Below are 15,770 nucleotides of genomic sequence, written 5' to 3' on the forward strand. Positions count from 1 at the left end.
TGCATTAGAAGGACCAGGCAATGGCAATCCACAACCGTGCAGGTCAACCTGCGCAACAGAGTGATTTGATTAACGTCGCCCAACTGACGGCACAGTACTATGTACTGAAACCAACAGCAGGGAACGCTGAGCACGCCGTTAAGTTCGGTACGTCCGGACATCGTGGCAGTGCAGGTCGTCATAGTTTTAACGAGCCGCATATTCTGGCTATCGCTCAGGCGATTGCTGAAGAACGTGCGAAAAACGGGATTACTGGCCCGTGCTATGTGGGCAAGGATACCCACGCGCTGTCTGAACCGGCTTTTATCTCTGTACTGGAAGTGCTGGCGGCGAACGGCGTTGACGTCATCGTGCAGGAAAATAACGGCTTTACGCCAACCCCTGCTGTGTCGAATGCTATCCTGGTCCACAACAAAAAAGGCGGCCCGCTGGCTGACGGCATTGTGATCACGCCGTCCCACAACCCGCCGGAAGATGGCGGCATTAAATACAACCCGCCAAACGGTGGTCCGGCAGATACCAACGTCACCAAAGTGGTGGAAGACAGAGCCAACGCGCTGCTGGCTGACGGTCTGCAAGGCGTGAAGCGCATGTCGCTGGACGCTGCGCTGGCATCTGGTCATGTAACAGAGCAGGATCTGGTTCAGCCGTTTGTTGAAGGACTGGCTGACATCGTCGACATGGCGGCGATCCAAAAAGCGGGTCTGACGCTGGGTGTCGATCCGCTGGGCGGTTCCGGTATCGAATACTGGAAGCGTATTGCTAAGCACTACAACCTGAACCTGACTATCGTTAACGATCACGTTGATCAGACTTTCCGCTTTATGCATCTCGACAAAGATGGCGCTATCCGCATGGACTGCTCCTCCGAGTGCGCGATGGCGGGCCTGCTGGCGCTGCGCGACAAGTTCGATCTGGCCTTTGCCAACGACCCAGACTACGACCGTCACGGTATCGTCACCCCGGCAGGGCTGATGAATCCGAACCACTATCTGGCGGTGGCGATCAACTACCTGTTCCAGCATCGTCCGCAGTGGGGCAAAGACGTTGCCGTTGGTAAGACGCTGGTGTCCTCGGCGATGATTGACCGCGTGGTGAATGATTTAGGGCGTAAACTGGTCGAAGTGCCGGTTGGCTTTAAATGGTTTGTTGACGGTCTGTTCGACGGCAGCTTTGGCTTTGGTGGTGAAGAGAGCGCGGGGGCATCTTTCCTGCGTTTCGACGGTACACCGTGGTCGACCGACAAAGACGGCATCATCATGTGCCTGTTGGCGGCAGAAATTACTGCAGTGACCGGTAAAAATCCGCAGGAGCACTACAACGAACTGGCTGCCCGCTTTGGTGCGCCGAGCTACAACCGCCTGCAGGCAAGTGCGACCTCCGCGCAGAAAGCGGCGCTGTCTAAGCTGTCTCCGGAAATGGTGAGTGCCAGCACGCTGGCGGGCGACCCGATCACCGCACGTCTGACGGCGGCACCGGGCAACGGTGCTTCTATCGGCGGTCTGAAAGTGATGACTGACAACGGCTGGTTTGCCGCTCGTCCGTCCGGCACCGAAGACGCTTATAAAATCTATTGCGAGAGCTTCCTCGGTGAAGAACACCGCAAGCAGATCGAAAAAGAAGCGGTTGAGATCGTCAGCGAAGTGCTGAAAAACGCGTAAACCGTAGGCCGGATAAGACGCTAGCGTCGCTATCCGGCATGAATTAAAAAGCCTGATAGCTTTGCGCTGATCCGGCTTTTTTTATTCGGCTTAGATTCACGGCATAAACCGATAACCAATCCCGGTTTCGGTCAGAAGATGACGCGGACGCGCCGGGTCCTGTTCCAGCTTCTGGCGCAGGTGTCCCATGTAAATTCGCAGATAGTGACTGTGTTCGACGGCGTTTGGTCCCCAAACCTGATTTAGCAACTGGCGTTGCGTTAGTACCTTTCCGGCATTATTCAGCAGTACCGCTAACAGGCGAAACTCAATCGGCGTCAGATGAATCTCTTCATCACCACGATGTACGAGCCGGGCGGCGATATCTACTTTTACGTTGGAAAAATGCACCACCGGCTCGGGAGACACGCCGCTGGCGTGGCGGCGCAATGCCACGCGTAATCGCGCCTGTAGCTCGCCAATACCAAAGGGTTTACTGAGATAGTCATCGGCACCGGCATCCAGAGCGGCGATTTTATCGCTTTCTTCGCTGCGGGCTGAGAGCACAATTACCGGTATCGCGCTCCATTGTCGCAGGTCACGAATAAAATCAATGCCGTCACCGTCCGGCAGACCGAGATCGAGAATGATGAGATCGGGTTTTCGCGTGGCGGCTTCCAGCAGACCACGTTGCAGCGTTTCCGCTTCATATACACGCAGACCATCGGCTTCCAGCGCGGTGCGCAGAAAGCGACGGATAGCCTGTTCATCTTCAACAATCAGTACGTTCGTCACATATCCTCATGAAAATCTTCAAGTTCAGGGGGGATTTCCTGGGGCAGTGTAACACGGAAACATGCTCCTCCCTGTGCGCGATTGTGGACGGAAATCGTACCGCCGTGCACGTCCACAATGGCCTGACAGATTGCCAGCCCCAGCCCAACGCCCGGTACCGATGACTCTTTGTTTCCCCGGGAAAACTTGTCAAAAACTCGCTGCTCCATACCCGATGGAATGCCGGGACCATTATCCCAGACGTCCAGTTGCAGGTGCTCGCCATCGACGCAGGCATCAATACCGATTTGCGCCGCTGGACCTGCGTATTTAACGGCGTTTTCCAGCAGGTTAATCAGCACCCGTTCAAAGAGTGGGCCATCGACGTGGATCAGCGTCAACGGTGCTGGTAGCGACAAATTAATAGGAGCAGAGAGTCCTGGCTCCAGCATCTGCAGGGCGCTGCCGACCACCTCTTCCAGTGTTAACCACTCCTTCTTAAGATTAAAGCCGCCAGATTGAATTCGTGCCATATCCAGCAGGTTATTAACCAGTCGGGTCGTATTAAGGACGTGCTGGCGAATCTCACTGGCCTGGCGCGCGTGCGGCGATCCTTCGCTTGCCAGATCCAACGTTAAGATCTCTGCCTGACCAAACAGCACCGTTAGCGGCGTACGTAAATCGTGGGAAAGGGCGGCGAGCAGCGCGTTGCGAATGCTTTCACGCTCGCTGGCAAACCGGGCTTGCTCTTCGCTGGCAGTCAGCGTCAGACGCTCCAGCGCACTGGCGACCAGTAAAGTGAAAGTTTCCAGCAGGCGTTGCTGTTCGGGGATCATCAGCTGGCGTAAATTTCCCGGTTCCACCACCAGCAGCCCATGCGTTTTGTCGGCACTTTTTAACGGTAAAATTTGATACGGCACACCTGGCAACGTGTCAGTACCTGCGCCAGCCGGTTGCCCTTTATCAAAGCTCCATTGGGCAATGGCATCATCCCACGGCGTCATGCCCTGTTGATGGGTGAGAGGGGCCAGCTTACCGTTCTCACCGGGTAGTAAAACCTGGCTGCGGGCCTGGAACGTTGAGGCAATAAACTGTTCGCTGGTGGCTGCGATATCTTGCTGACTACGCCCAACGGCCAGCGCTTTCGACATCTCATACAAATGGCGCGTACGTTGTTCACGATAACGGGCCACCCGCGCCTGATAACGCACTCCGGCGGTCAGATTACCAATAACCAGCCCTACCGTTAGCATCACGGCGAAGGTGAGCAGGTACTGGACATCGGAAACGGCCAGCGTGCCACGCGGAGCAATAAAGAAGAGATCGAAGCTGGCGACGTTAATAAAAGTTGCCAGCACCGACGGCCAGCGTCCGTAAAAGAGGGCGATAACCACCACGCCCAATAAATAGATCATCACCAGGTTGGCGGCGTCAAAGGCCATCAACCACTGCATGGCAATCAACGTAATGATGGCGCACAGCGCGACGGCAACCACACAACCCTGAATTTGTACCCGCCATTTATCCTTAAAGGTGCGGTTATCTGCAGTTTGTAGCACAGGGCGCGAAGGTGGCTCATCGAGCGCAACAATCATCAGATCGAGATCCGGTGCGCGATGGGCCAGTTTGTCAGCAAAGGAATCACTGCGCCACCAGCGTCGTGTAGTCGGACGTCCGAGGACAATTTTTCCCAGATTATGCTCACGGGCGTAGCGGATTACCGCCTTGTCTTCAGCGGGATCGGAAAGGGTGGCGGTTTCTGCACCCAGCTCCTGGGCTAACCGCAGAGCGCTTAGGATTGCCCGGCGCTGTTTTTCGGGCAGTCGGTGCAGCGCTGGCGTTTCGACATACACTGCATGCCAGACGCTGCCGAGGCGCGCTGCCAGACGCGCGGCAGCACGCACCAGTTTTTCGCTGCCGGTATTGTGTCCAATGCACAGTAAAATGGCGTCACGGGTATGCCAGACTTTTTCTTCCCCCGGACGCCCTCGCCAGGCACGCATCTGATCGTCAACCCGATCGGCCGTGCGGCGCAGGGCCAGCTCACGTAGCGCGATCAAGTTCCCTTTGCGAAAGAAATGCTCGATGGCTCTTTCCGCCTGACCGGCGATATAGACCTTGCCTTCGTTCAGGCGTTGGCGCAAATCGTCGGGGGGAAGATCGACCAGCACCACATCGTCGGCGGCATCGAAAAAAGGATCGGGGACGGTTTCGCGAACCTGAATGCCGGTGACGCCGCTGACCACATCATTGAGGCTTTCCAGATGCTGCACGTTGACGGTAGTAAAAACGTCAATGCCGGCTTCGAGCAGTTCTTCAATATCTTGCCAACGCTTAGGGTGGCGTGAGCCAGGCGCATTACTGTGCGCCAGTTCATCCATCAAAATGAGCGCCGGACGGCGGGCCAGCGCCGCGTCGAGATCGAACTCGCTGATATGACGACCATGGCGCGCCTGTCTCTTTAGCGGCAGGATGCTGAGACCGTCCAGTAGCGCGGCGGTCTCTTTGCGTCCGTGGGTTTCCACCACGCCAATCAGCACATCTAACCCCTGCGCCCGCAGCCGTTGGGCCTCTGCCAGCATGGCCCAGGTTTTACCGACGCCTGCACACGCGCCGAAGAAAATTTTCAGTTTTCCGCGGTGCGGGGCAGCGGTCTGCTCCAGCAGGCGATCGGGGTCGGGGCGTAAGGGTTCGTTATGCATGTCCTTTTTCTCAGTGCTTATCCAGCGCTAAATTAAGTTCCACCAGGTTCACCACCGGCTGGCCGATAAAACTGACCAACGGCTTTTGCGTGTATTGTGCAACCAGGCGCGTGACTTCTTCAACGCTGAGGTTGCGAGCCTGCGCCACCCGGGGGATTTGCCAAGCCACCGCGGCGGGTGTCAGGTTGTTGTCCAGCCCGCTGGCAGAAGCCGTTACCAGCTCTACCGGAACGGCAGGATTTGCCTGCGGGTTGGCGGCACGCAGCGCGGCTATCCGGCTTTGCAGCTGTTTATCCAGTTCCGGGTTGCTGGCTGCCAGATTGCTGCCGCCTGAAGCCATTGGATTATAGGGCATTTCTGCTGTAGCAGACGGGCGTCCCTGAAAATAACCGGCCGCGGTAAAATGTTGCCCAATGAGCGCAGAGCCGCGAACGACCTGACCTTCACGCAGAAGCGAGCCGTTAGCCTGGTGGGGAAACCACCACTGCCCCAACGCGGTGGTCAACAACGGGTAAGCCCCGCCGGTGATAAGCATCAGGAAAATCAATGTTGATAATGCAGGACGTAATCCACTCATCTGAAACCTCACACCAGACCCAGCAGGGTCAGCAGTAAATCAATTGCTTTGATACCGATAAACGGCACAACCAGACCACCCAGACCATAGATCCACAAATTACGGCGCAGCATTGCGGATGCGGATAACGGTTTGTAGCTCACGCCTTTAAGCGCCAGCGGGATCAGAAAGACGATAACCAGCGCATTAAAGATAACCGCGCTGAGGATCGCCGAATCCGGCGAATGCAGCCCCATCACGTTAAGTGCATTGAGCTGCGGGTAGGTGGCGGCGAACGCGGCCGGGATAATGGCGAAATACTTCGCCACGTCGTTGGCAATACTGAAGGTGGTCAGCGAACCACGCGTCATCAGCATCTGTTTACCAATGTGCACCACCTCAATCAGCTTGGTGGGGTTAGAGTCGAGATCCACCATGTTGCCTGCTTCCTTCGCCGCCTGGGTCCCGGAGTTCATGGCGACTGCCACGTCGGCTTGCGCCAGCGCCGGGGCGTCATTGGTTCCGTCGCCGGTCATCGCTACCAGACGACCTTCCGCCTGATACTGACGAATCAGCGCCAGCTTGGCTTCCGGCGTGGCTTCAGCTAAGAAGTCATCTACCCCGGCTTCTGCCGCAATCGCGGCGGCGGTTAAACGGTTATCGCCGGTGATCATCACCGTTTTGATGCCCATTTTACGCAGTTGGGCAAAACGTTCCTTGATTCCGCCTTTTACGATATCTTTCAGGGCAATCACGCCCAGCACGCGGGAGCCTTCGGCAACCACCAGCGGCGTAGCGCCAAGGCGTGCGACGTTTTCGACCTTCTGCTCCACGTCGGCAGGGAAGTGGCCGCCGTTGGCTTCAACGTGACGACGAATAGCATCGACCGACCCTTTGCGGATCATACGGTTGTCGATGTTGATCCCGCTCATTCGGCTTTGGGCGGTAAACGGTACAAAGGTGGCGTGCAGCGATTGCACGTCGCGAATACGCAGATTAAAGCGCTGTTTAGCCAGAATCACGATGCTGCGGCCTTCTGGGGTTTCATCGGCCAGCGATGAAAGCTGCGCGGCGTCGGCCAGCGTTTTTTCGTCCACGCCCTGGGCGGGCAGGAAATCTGAAGCCTGGCGGTTACCCAGCGTAATGGTGCCGGTTTTGTCCAGCAGCAGTACGTCCACGTCACCCGCAGCTTCTACTGCACGTCCGCTGGTGGCGATGACGTTCGCGCCCAGCATGCGGCTCATCCCGGCGACGCCAATTGCGGAGAGTAGCCCGCCGATGGTGGTGGGGATCAGACACACCAGCAGGGCAACCAGTACCGTGACGCTAACCGCGCTACCACCCCAGGCGGAAAATGGCCACAGCGTGGCGGTCGCCAGCAGAAAAACGATGGTCAGGGCTATCAACAGGATCGTCAGGGCGATTTCATTCGGCGTTTTACGCCGCTGCGCGCCTTCAACCATGGCGATCATTCGGTCGAGGAACGTTTCACCAGGGTTTACGCTACATTCAATCACCAGCCAGTCGGAGAGGATGCGGGTCCCGCCGGTGACGGAGGCGAAATCACCACCGGATTCACGAATGACCGGCGCGGATTCACCGGTAATGGCGCTTTCATCCACCGATGCGCCACCTTCGATGACTTCGCCGTCACACGGGATAATATCGCCCGCTTCTACTAACACGATATCTCCTTTGCGCAAATCCTCCGCCGGAACGTGATCCATGGCGGCACCGTATTTCGGTTCGCGGAGTTTGCGAGCAAAAGCGGTTTTCTTCACTCCTTTCAGACTGTTAGCCTGAGCCTTACTGCGTCCTTCCGCCAGCGCTTCGGCAAAGTTGGCGAACAGAACGGTGACCCACAGCCACAGACTTATCGCGCCGGTAAACCACGGATTGCCTTGCATATGGCCTGTGGCCATTGCCAACGTTAACAGGGTTGTCAGCAGACTGCCCAGCCAGACGATAAACATCACCGGATTGCGCCACTGGGTATGTGGGCTTAATTTTTTCACGGCGTCCATCAGCGCCTGTGCGACCAGAGAGGGTTCGAACAGCGCCAGTTGCTTGCGACTCATAGTCATGTGCTCCGCATCACTCAGTGTAATGACAGGTATTCTGCGACCGGGCCAAGCGCCAGGGCAGGAACAAAGGTGAGGGCGCCAACCAGTAACACCGTACCGATTAACAACCCGACAAACAGTGCACCGTGAGTAGGCAGCGTGCCTGGACTTGCTGGCTGGATCTTTTTACTGACCAGCGATCCGGCAATTGCCATCACGGGAATGATCACGCCGAAACGGCCGAAGAACATGCACAGGGCCAGCAGACAGTTCCAGAACGGGCTGTTGGCGCTTAATCCGGCGAAGGCGCTGCCGTTGTTGTTCGCGGCAGACGATACGGCGTACAACACCTCACTAAAGCCATGTGGACCAGGATTGAGCATGGCGCTGCGTCCGGCGTCGCTCATCATCGCTATCGCCGTACCGAGCAGCACCAGCGCAGGGGTGACCAGAATCGCCAGTGCGGTCATTTTCATTTCGCGCACGTCTATTTTCTTACCCAGATATTCCGGCGTGCGACCAATCATCAGGCCCGCGATAAACACCGCCAACAACACGAACAGCAGCATGCCGTACAGGCCCGAACCGACACCACCGAAGACCACTTCGCCAATCTGCATTAGCCACATCGGCACCATCCCGCCCAGCGCGGTGAAGGAGTCATGCATCGCATCGACAGCGCCGCAAGATGCCGCTGTCGTCACGACGGAAAAAAGACTCGTAGCCAGCACGCCAAAGCGGCTTTCTTTGCCTTCCATGTTGATATTACTGTCTGCACCGAATGCCATCAGGTGCGGGTTGCCTTGAACTTCGGCCCACATCACCACGGCTACGCAGACTACAAATATCAACGACATGGCCCACAGCTGGGTCCGCCCCTGGCGACGATCGCCAACCACATCACCAAAGGCAAAACACAGCGCGGTAGGAATTAAGAAAATGGCCAGCATCTGTACCAGATTGGTCAACGCGGTAGGGTTTTCAAACGGATGTGATGAGTTAGCGTTAAAGAAACCGCCCCCGTTAGTGCCAAGCATCTTAATCGCTTCCTGTGAGGCGACGGGCCCCATCGGCAGCAGCTGTTTCACCCCTTCAAGGGTAGTAATGGGCTGATAGGGCAACACGTTTTGCAGCACACCTTGCTGAATGAAGAACAACGCAATGAGCAATGCAATGGGGAGCAGGATCCACAGCGTAATGCGAACCAGATCGACCCAGGCGTTGCCCAGCGTGTTCATACTCTGGCGAGTAAAGGCACGGGCCAGGGCAAAAATCACCGCAATCCCGGTTGCCGCTGACAGGAAGTTCTGCACGGTCAGCCCGACCATCTGGCTGAAGTAGCTTAAGGTGGTTTCGCCAGCATAGGATTGCCAGTTGGTGTTGGTGACAAAACTTACCGCCGTGTTGAGCGCCAAATCCCACGAAAGCCCAGGTAGCTGTTGCGGATTTAGCGGCAGCAGGTTTTGCGCCATCAGCATTGAAAACAGGACCAGCAACCCCAGCACATTGAGCGCGAGGATCGCCAACAGATACTGCCGCCAGTTCATCTCCTGCTGCGAGATGCCCAGACCGCGCCAGAGCAGATGTTCCACGCCAGCCAGGCCCGGCAGGGACGTATTATTGATCAGCCGAGCCAAGCCAAAACCCAGCGGTCTGGCGATGATAAACAGTACCAGCAAGAAACTGGCAATGAGTAAAAATCCTTGGGCCGCCATCAGAACGCCTCCGCATTAATCAGGGCATACACCAGATAACCTAATAATAAAAAGACCAGCACAATGCCGGTTATCACGCCTGCACTCACGGTGCACCTCCAGTGGCATAAATGTGATAACCAGAGCGTAGATTTTTGCTTGCAAAGATTTCGCAAAAATCAGTGGGAGGGGTGTAAAAAAAGTATAAAAATGGCAAAGACCATTATTTAACTAATGATTAGTATTAATTTAACTTTTATGTAACTTAATTACGGTTTTTAGCTAAACGGAGCATCAATAGATAAAAATAAGTGGTCGGATGAGTAGCAAAATTACACACAAGGCGGTATTATTTTCATCAGTTAACAAAGTTTATTTTTCCGGTGCGATTCACCGAACAGATATATGGGAGAGGATTATGGACTTTTATAAAGAATATCCAGCACACATTGTTTTCTTGCGCCGTACCTTTGCCGTTGTGGCGGGCGTGCTGGCGCTGCCGGTCATGTTGTTCTGGAAAGACCGCGCCCGTTTTTACAGCTATCTGCACCGCGTCTGGTCCAAAACTAGTGATAAACCGGTGTGGATGGAGCAGGCTGAAAAAGCCACCTGCGACTTCTATTAAGTTGTCGTTATTGTTCAAGAAAACCGCCAACAGCAATGTGGCGGTTTTTTTATACGCCGACGTCTACACTTATCTGAGTAACGGATAAGGAGTGGCGATGAGCACGAGAATTCCTGTTGGTATCCGCACCTGTCTGACCACAGAAGCGAGTGAGGCACCTCAGTTCGACGAAAATACATTAATACGTGTTTACGCTTTGCATGAATTGCACCGCCTGCGTCAGCGAAAATTAACGCGGGGCGCATTAATTGACTATCATACCCGCTACAAACTGGTACTACTGGCGCATTCCCAGCCAGAGTATCGGGAGCTTGGCCCCTTCGTTGCCGCAATCCATGAATGGCAAGATCTCGATGCTTTTTTTACCGAGTATCGCCTACGATTGACCCATCTGTTATTAAATCCTGCTACCCGGCGTAACCATACCAATGTATTGATGCACGTACAGGGCTATTTCCGTAATCAGCTCGATCTGCATCAACGTCAGGAATTGACCTCGATAATCGATAACTATCGACGCGAGGCGCAGCCGCTACTTGCACCCTTAATGCTCCTCAAACACTATATGGCTGAGCACCCGAACACCTGGTTGTCCGGGCAACGTTATTTTGAACTCTGGCCTGCGATTTGGCGTTTACAGGGCAATGATTAATTTTTATCAGGGAGTGTTATGACCACGCATCTGGTCTGGTTTCGGCGTGATTTACGCCTGCATGACAATCTCGCGCTGGCGGCGGCTTGTCGGGATCGTTCTGCACATGTACTCGCGCTCTATATCTCCACGCCTGAACAGTGGAAGGCGCATGATATGGCCCCACGTCAGGCGGCATTGGTTAACGCGCAGTTGAACGCGTTGCAAACGGCGCTGGCAGAAAAGGGCATCCCGCTTCTGTTTCATGAAGTCGGTGATTTTGCGACCAGTGTGGAAACCGTCAAAAACGTCTGCGTACAGCATGGCGTCAGTCGAATATTTTATAACTATCAATATGAAATAAACGAACGCCAGCGTGATGCTGCCGTTGAAAAGTCAATACCTCAGGTGGTGTGCGAAGGGTTTGACGACAGCGTGATCCTGCCTCCGGGGGCGGTCATGACCGGTAATCACGAGATGTATAAAGTCTTTACGCCGTTTAAAAATGCCTGGCTGAAGCGGATAAAAGACGGGATCCCAGAATGTGTCAGTGCGCCGAAGGTGAGAGAAAGCGGTGCTCTTGACTCTCCATTAACATCCATCACGCTGAGCTACCCGCAGCAGGATTTTGATTCGCAGCAATTTCCGGCAGAAGAAAAATTGGCCATCGCGCAATTACGCCATTTTTGCCAGCAGGCTGCCGGAGAATATGAGCAGCAGCGTGACTTTCCGGCGATTGATGGAACCAGTCGATTATCCGCGAGCCTGGCGACAGGTGGACTATCACCGCGCCAGTGCCTGAATCGACTGCTCGTGGAGCAGCCGCAGGCGCTTGAGGATGGGACAGGCAGCGTTTGGTTGAATGAGCTTATCTGGCGCGAATTTTATCGTCATCTGATGACTTACCATCCGGCGCTGTGTCGGTATCAACCTTTTATTCGCTGGACCGATCGCGTGCAATGGCAGAATAATCCGGCGCATTTGCAGGCCTGGAAAACAGGGCATACGGGCTACCCCATTGTGGATGCGGCCATGCGTCAGCTCAACGCCACGGGCTGGATGCATAATCGTTTACGCATGATTACCGCCAGTTTTTTAGTGAAAGACCTGCTGATCGACTGGCGTAAAGGCGAACAATATTTCATGTCGCAACTGATCGATGGCGACCTGGCGGCCAATAACGGCGGCTGGCAGTGGGCTGCCTCAACCGGAACCGACGCTGCGCCGTATTTCCGTATCTTTAACCCCACGACGCAGGGCGAAAAATTCGACCGTGACGGTGAGTTTATCCGCCAGTGGGTGCCGGAACTGCGCGACGTGCCGGGTAAAGCCATTCATGAACCGTGGTCGTGGGCTGAAAAAGCGCAGGTAACACTGAGTTATCCTCGCCCGATTGTGGATCATAAACAGGCAAGGCTGGCGACGCTGGCGGCATATGAGGCGGCACGTAAGGGATAAGCACGCAGCGGATTTCTGCGTAATACCTTCCAGCAGAATGAATATGTTGCAGTGGGGGGGCATTTAGCGCTGAAGCGTGTACGCAAGGCTGCTAATGCCTTGATGAAGATGTTTTCCGCCAGCAGTAAAGTGCCGTCATCTTCATTCAGGTGACGGAATTTGATGACAACACCAACGACATCTACACCGCACGATGCGGTATTTAAAACGTTTTTACATCATCCAGAAACAGCTCGGGACTTCCTCGAAATTCATCTACCCGCAGATCTGCAAACGCTTTGCGATTTAAATACGCTGAAGCTGGAGTCAGAAAGCTTTATTGAAGCGGATTTACGTACCCGCTACTCCGACGTGCTCTGGTCTGTGCATACGCACGATGGTGAAGGTTATGTATACGTGGTTATAGAACACCAGAGTTCAGCCGATCCGCATATGGCTTTTCGTCTGCTGCGTTACGCAATAGCGGCGATGCAGCGTCATTTGGATGCCGGGCACAAAGAACTGCCGATTGTGATACCCATGCTGTTTTATCATGGCTGTCGAAGTCCGTATCCGTACTCACTGTGCTGGCTTGATGCGTTTACCGATCCTGTAACGGCACGGCAACTTTATGCCAGCGCATTTCCATTGGTGGATATCACAGTGGTGCCCGATGACGAAATCATGGCTCACAGGCGAATGGCACTGCTGGAACTAATGCAAAAACATATCCGTCAGCGGGATTTGATGGGGCTGGTAGATCAACTGGCCACGCTGTTACTTACAGGGTGCGCTAATGACACGCAACTACAGGCGATGTTTAATTACATCCTGCAATCCGGCGATGAATCTCGCTTTAATGAATTTATACAAGAGATGGCGCAACGGATCCCCCAACATAAGGAGAAGCTGATGACGATTGCCGAGCGGTTACGCTTAGATGGATTACAGGAAGGGTTGCAGCGAGGCAAACGAGAAGCCGCATTACGTATAGCGCAAACTATGTTGGAGCAGGGAATAGATCGCTACATGGTGCTTCTGGTTACAGGTCTTTCTGAAGAGGAGTTGACTGCCAGTCATGCGTAATTCCTGAAAAAAGCCCGAATCAGATTACATCATCGGGCCCCTACACTCAGGATTCTACCGCCAGTGAACGGTTTCTGAACTTAAGCGACTGGTACAGCCAAATCAGCAGCACCAGCACCACACAGGCCAGCGCGCCCCAGGTAATTTCACTAAAGACATCAATATAGGCATTGATGGAGTAGTTGATAGCGCCCGCAGCATCAAACGAGCCTTGTGAGGTCTGATCGGCGATAACACCAGCTAGGTAGTTGGCGATGGCACCGGAAAGCAGCATATAAATGCCGGTTAATACGCCGGTAACACCAGGGATCTCAATACGCGTAATTTGTGACATTGCCACCGGATCGATAAACAGTTCGGCAAAGCCCATGACCGCCAACCCAAGTACCATCAGCGGCATGGAGGAGTGGCCGTAAGCAGCGGACCAGCGAGCGCTCAAGGTTAGAATACAGAACCCAGCGCTCATTAAGCCGAGGCCAAGGGCAAATTTACCCCAGATACGTACGGTACGATTGCCACTCACGCTTTCTTTGACTACCCACGCCAGTACGATACCGCACAGCATAACGGCAAAAGCGTTAACCGACTGGAACATCGCGGTAGGGACGGAATACCCCAGAATATCGCGGTTAACGAAGCGGTCGATATACAGGCTGATCGAACTGCCGCCCTGTTGAGCAAAGGCCCAAAACAACAGGCTGAAGAAGGTCAGCGTGACGATAAGCCCCAGCTCTTTGCGCTGTTTCTGCGTCTGTGCCTGGCGATAAATCTTCGCCAGAACTGCCAGACCAATAACAGTGGCAACAATCAGTGCATAAACGGACCACTCTTTCCAGAACAGCACGGTAATCAGCAGCGGTGTGGTAACTAGCAGAACTAACAGCCAGGCCCAGTTTGGCAGAATAAAGGTTTTAGCACACAGAACGGCCTTGTTGACGCCGGTGGTGTGGGCGAAATGGCGATTACCACATAAGAAAATCACCAGCCCAGCCAGCATGCCGATGGCAGCCAGCGCAAAGCCCATCGCCCAGCTGTACTCTTCCTGCACGTATCCGCAGGCAATTGGTGCGATGATCGAACCGATGTTACCGGCGGCGTAGAGCAGAGAGAATCCACCGTCGCGACGCGGGTCTTCAGGTTGATATAACTCGCCCAGCAGGCAACTGATATTTGATTTAAACAGACCGTAACCGCAGACAATTATCGCCAGCGACAAATAGAGGAACGCCGGGGCCATTTCACTGGCACCTAATACCAGATGTCCCACCGCCATTAAAAATGCGCCGATCATCACCGCCATTCGATTGCCGAGCACTTTATCGGCCAGGTATCCCCCGAGAATAGGGGTGACATAGACCAGCGAGCAGTAGGCGCTGAACAGTTCATATGCGTGATTATCGTCGTACTTAAGCTGGTTAGTGAGATACAGGATCAGCAGCGCACGCATGCCGTAAAAACTGAAGTATTCCCAGATTTGTAGCGCGACAACGTAGTATATCGCCCGTGGTTGAGATGCTTGTTTATTCATTATTTTCTCGAAGTAAATGCCTCGCGACTGGCTGAACGTGCTGCGCGAGTGTGTTTCCTTAAAGTTGTAACTTTGATACAGATCTGATTATTTTTGCAATATGCTGTCTGATTGCATAAATATACATGAATTAGATCGCGTAGTGGTAAGCAAATCACGTTCAAAGCGGGTGTGATTGTTTCTTTATGTGTCAGTGAAATGGCTATCGACGAACGCAGGCGGGGACGCTATTTTAACCTAAGCTGTGTTGCTGATTGGGCAGGCAGAAATGATGACTACGAGGACGATGATGAAAAACACCGAACTGGAACAACTGATCAACGACAAACTAAACAGCGCCGCCATTAGCGATTATGCGCCGAATGGTTTGCAGGTTGAGGGCAAAGAGACGGTGCATAAAATCGTGACCGGTGTGACTGCAAGCCAGGCATTGCTGGACGAGGCGGTACGCCAGCAAGCGGATGCGGTTATTGTTCACCACGGCTATTTCTGGAAAGGCGAATCTCCGGTTATTCGCGGCATGAAGCGCAATCGTCTGAAAACGCTGTTAGAAAATGATATCAACCTGTATGGCTGGCACTTGCCGCTGGATGCGCACCCGGAATTGGGGAATAACGCGCAGTTGGCCGCGCTGTTGGGAATCACCGTGATGGGGGAAATTGAACCGCTGGTGCCATGGGGAGAACTCTCCATGCCGGTTCCGGGACTGGAGCTGGCATCGTGGATTGAAGCGCGTTTAGGCCGTAAACCGTTATGGTGCGGTGATACCGGGCCGGAGAAAGTTCAGCGCGTTGCCTGGTGTACCGGGGGCGGTCAAAGTTTTATTGATAGCGCAGCCCGATTTGGTGTAGACGCCTTTATTACCGGTGAAGTCTCTGAGCAAACCATTCACTCAGCCCGCGAGCAGGGGCTGCATTTTTATGCTGCCGGTCACCATGCGACCGAACGCGGCGGCATTCGCGCATTAAGCGAATGGCTGAATGAAAATACCGATCTGGACGTAACCTTTATCGATATTCCTAATCCAGCGTAAT

At 54.2% G+C, this 15,770-nt stretch carries 13 protein-coding genes; 6 read left to right on the forward strand and 7 right to left on the reverse strand.

From position 1 onward, the window contains the following. The first annotated feature begins 20 nt into the window (after positions 1 to 20). Positions 21 to 1,661 (forward strand): phosphoglucomutase (alpha-D-glucose-1,6-bisphosphate-dependent), encoded by a 1,641-nt coding sequence (gene pgm, locus OGY67_RS18555; RefSeq protein WP_008784117.1) that lies wholly within the window; start codon positions 21 to 23, stop codon positions 1,659 to 1,661. 96 nt (positions 1,662 to 1,757) lie between these two features. On the opposite strand, the gene kdpE is transcribed toward pgm, so the two are convergent. The 6 genes from kdpE to kdpF are packed head-to-tail and all read right to left on the reverse strand — an operon-like array spanning position 1,758 to position 9,539. Beyond that, positions 1,758 to 2,435 carry a two-component system response regulator KdpE gene (kdpE, locus tag OGY67_RS18560; protein WP_234692215.1) on the reverse strand — a complete coding sequence of 226 codons (678 nt, stop codon included), beginning with the start codon at positions 2,433 to 2,435 and terminating at the stop codon, positions 1,758 to 1,760. Then, complete coding sequence (gene kdpD, locus OGY67_RS18565; protein ID WP_191215053.1) at positions 2,432 to 5,116, reverse strand: two-component system sensor histidine kinase KdpD; 2,685 nt, start codon at positions 5,114 to 5,116, stop codon at positions 2,432 to 2,434. The genes kdpE and kdpD overlap by 4 nt, the downstream gene beginning before the upstream one ends. Positions 5,117 to 5,126: 10 nt before the next feature. Next, a complete protein-coding gene (kdpC, locus tag OGY67_RS18570; RefSeq protein WP_048226085.1) occupies positions 5,127 to 5,693 on the reverse strand; it encodes a potassium-transporting ATPase subunit KdpC in 567 nt (188 codons plus the stop codon). A gap of 8 nt (positions 5,694 to 5,701) precedes the next feature. Then, complete coding sequence (gene kdpB / locus OGY67_RS18575) at positions 5,702 to 7,750, reverse strand: potassium-transporting ATPase subunit KdpB (RefSeq protein ID WP_020996545.1); 2,049 nt, start codon at positions 7,748 to 7,750, stop codon at positions 5,702 to 5,704. 20 nt (positions 7,751 to 7,770) lie between these two features. Next, positions 7,771 to 9,450 (reverse strand): potassium-transporting ATPase subunit KdpA, encoded by a 1,680-nt coding sequence (gene kdpA / locus OGY67_RS18580; RefSeq protein WP_286574354.1) that lies wholly within the window; start codon positions 9,448 to 9,450, stop codon positions 7,771 to 7,773. Then, a complete protein-coding gene (kdpF, locus tag OGY67_RS18585; protein WP_001670793.1) occupies positions 9,450 to 9,539 on the reverse strand; it encodes a K(+)-transporting ATPase subunit F in 90 nt (29 codons plus the stop codon). Before kdpF ends, kdpA begins: the two co-directional genes overlap by 1 nt. Before the next feature lie 308 nt (positions 9,540 to 9,847). On the opposite strand from kdpF, the gene OGY67_RS18590 reads away from it, so the two are divergent. The 4 genes from OGY67_RS18590 (at position 9,848) to OGY67_RS18605 (ending at position 13,208) form a co-directional block, all read left to right on the forward strand. After that, a complete protein-coding gene (locus OGY67_RS18590) occupies positions 9,848 to 10,054 on the forward strand; it encodes a YbfA family protein (RefSeq protein ID WP_003022870.1) in 207 nt (68 codons plus the stop codon). Positions 10,055 to 10,151: 97 nt separating this feature from the next. Further along, positions 10,152 to 10,706 (forward strand): DUF1722 domain-containing protein, encoded by a 555-nt coding sequence (locus tag OGY67_RS18595; RefSeq protein ID WP_122973777.1) that lies wholly within the window; start codon positions 10,152 to 10,154, stop codon positions 10,704 to 10,706. An 18-nt stretch (positions 10,707 to 10,724) separates the two neighbouring features. Further along, positions 10,725 to 12,143 carry a deoxyribodipyrimidine photo-lyase gene (gene phrB / locus OGY67_RS18600; protein ID WP_286574355.1) on the forward strand — a complete coding sequence of 473 codons (1,419 nt, stop codon included), beginning with the start codon at positions 10,725 to 10,727 and terminating at the stop codon, positions 12,141 to 12,143. A 162-nt stretch (positions 12,144 to 12,305) separates the two neighbouring features. Then, the gene (locus OGY67_RS18605; RefSeq protein WP_286574356.1) at positions 12,306 to 13,208 is read left to right on the forward strand and encodes an Rpn family recombination-promoting nuclease/putative transposase; all 903 of its coding nucleotides are present in this window, start codon (positions 12,306 to 12,308) and stop codon (positions 13,206 to 13,208) included. Between the two features lie 46 nt (positions 13,209 to 13,254). Here OGY67_RS18605 and dtpD read toward each other — a convergent pair whose 3' ends face one another. Continuing rightward, complete coding sequence (dtpD, locus tag OGY67_RS18610; protein ID WP_008784127.1) at positions 13,255 to 14,736, reverse strand: dipeptide permease DtpD; 1,482 nt, start codon at positions 14,734 to 14,736, stop codon at positions 13,255 to 13,257. Between the two features lie 289 nt (positions 14,737 to 15,025). Here dtpD and ybgI point away from each other — a divergent pair, with 289 nt between their 5' ends. Further along, positions 15,026 to 15,769 (forward strand): radiation resistance protein YbgI, encoded by a 744-nt coding sequence (ybgI, locus tag OGY67_RS18615; protein ID WP_003831390.1) that lies wholly within the window; start codon positions 15,026 to 15,028, stop codon positions 15,767 to 15,769. The last annotated feature ends 1 nt before the right edge of the window (position 15,770 follow it).

Source organism: Citrobacter sp. Cpo015 (assembly GCF_030333035.1).
GTDB classification, from domain to species: Bacteria; Pseudomonadota; Gammaproteobacteria; order Enterobacterales; family Enterobacteriaceae; genus Citrobacter; species Citrobacter portucalensis.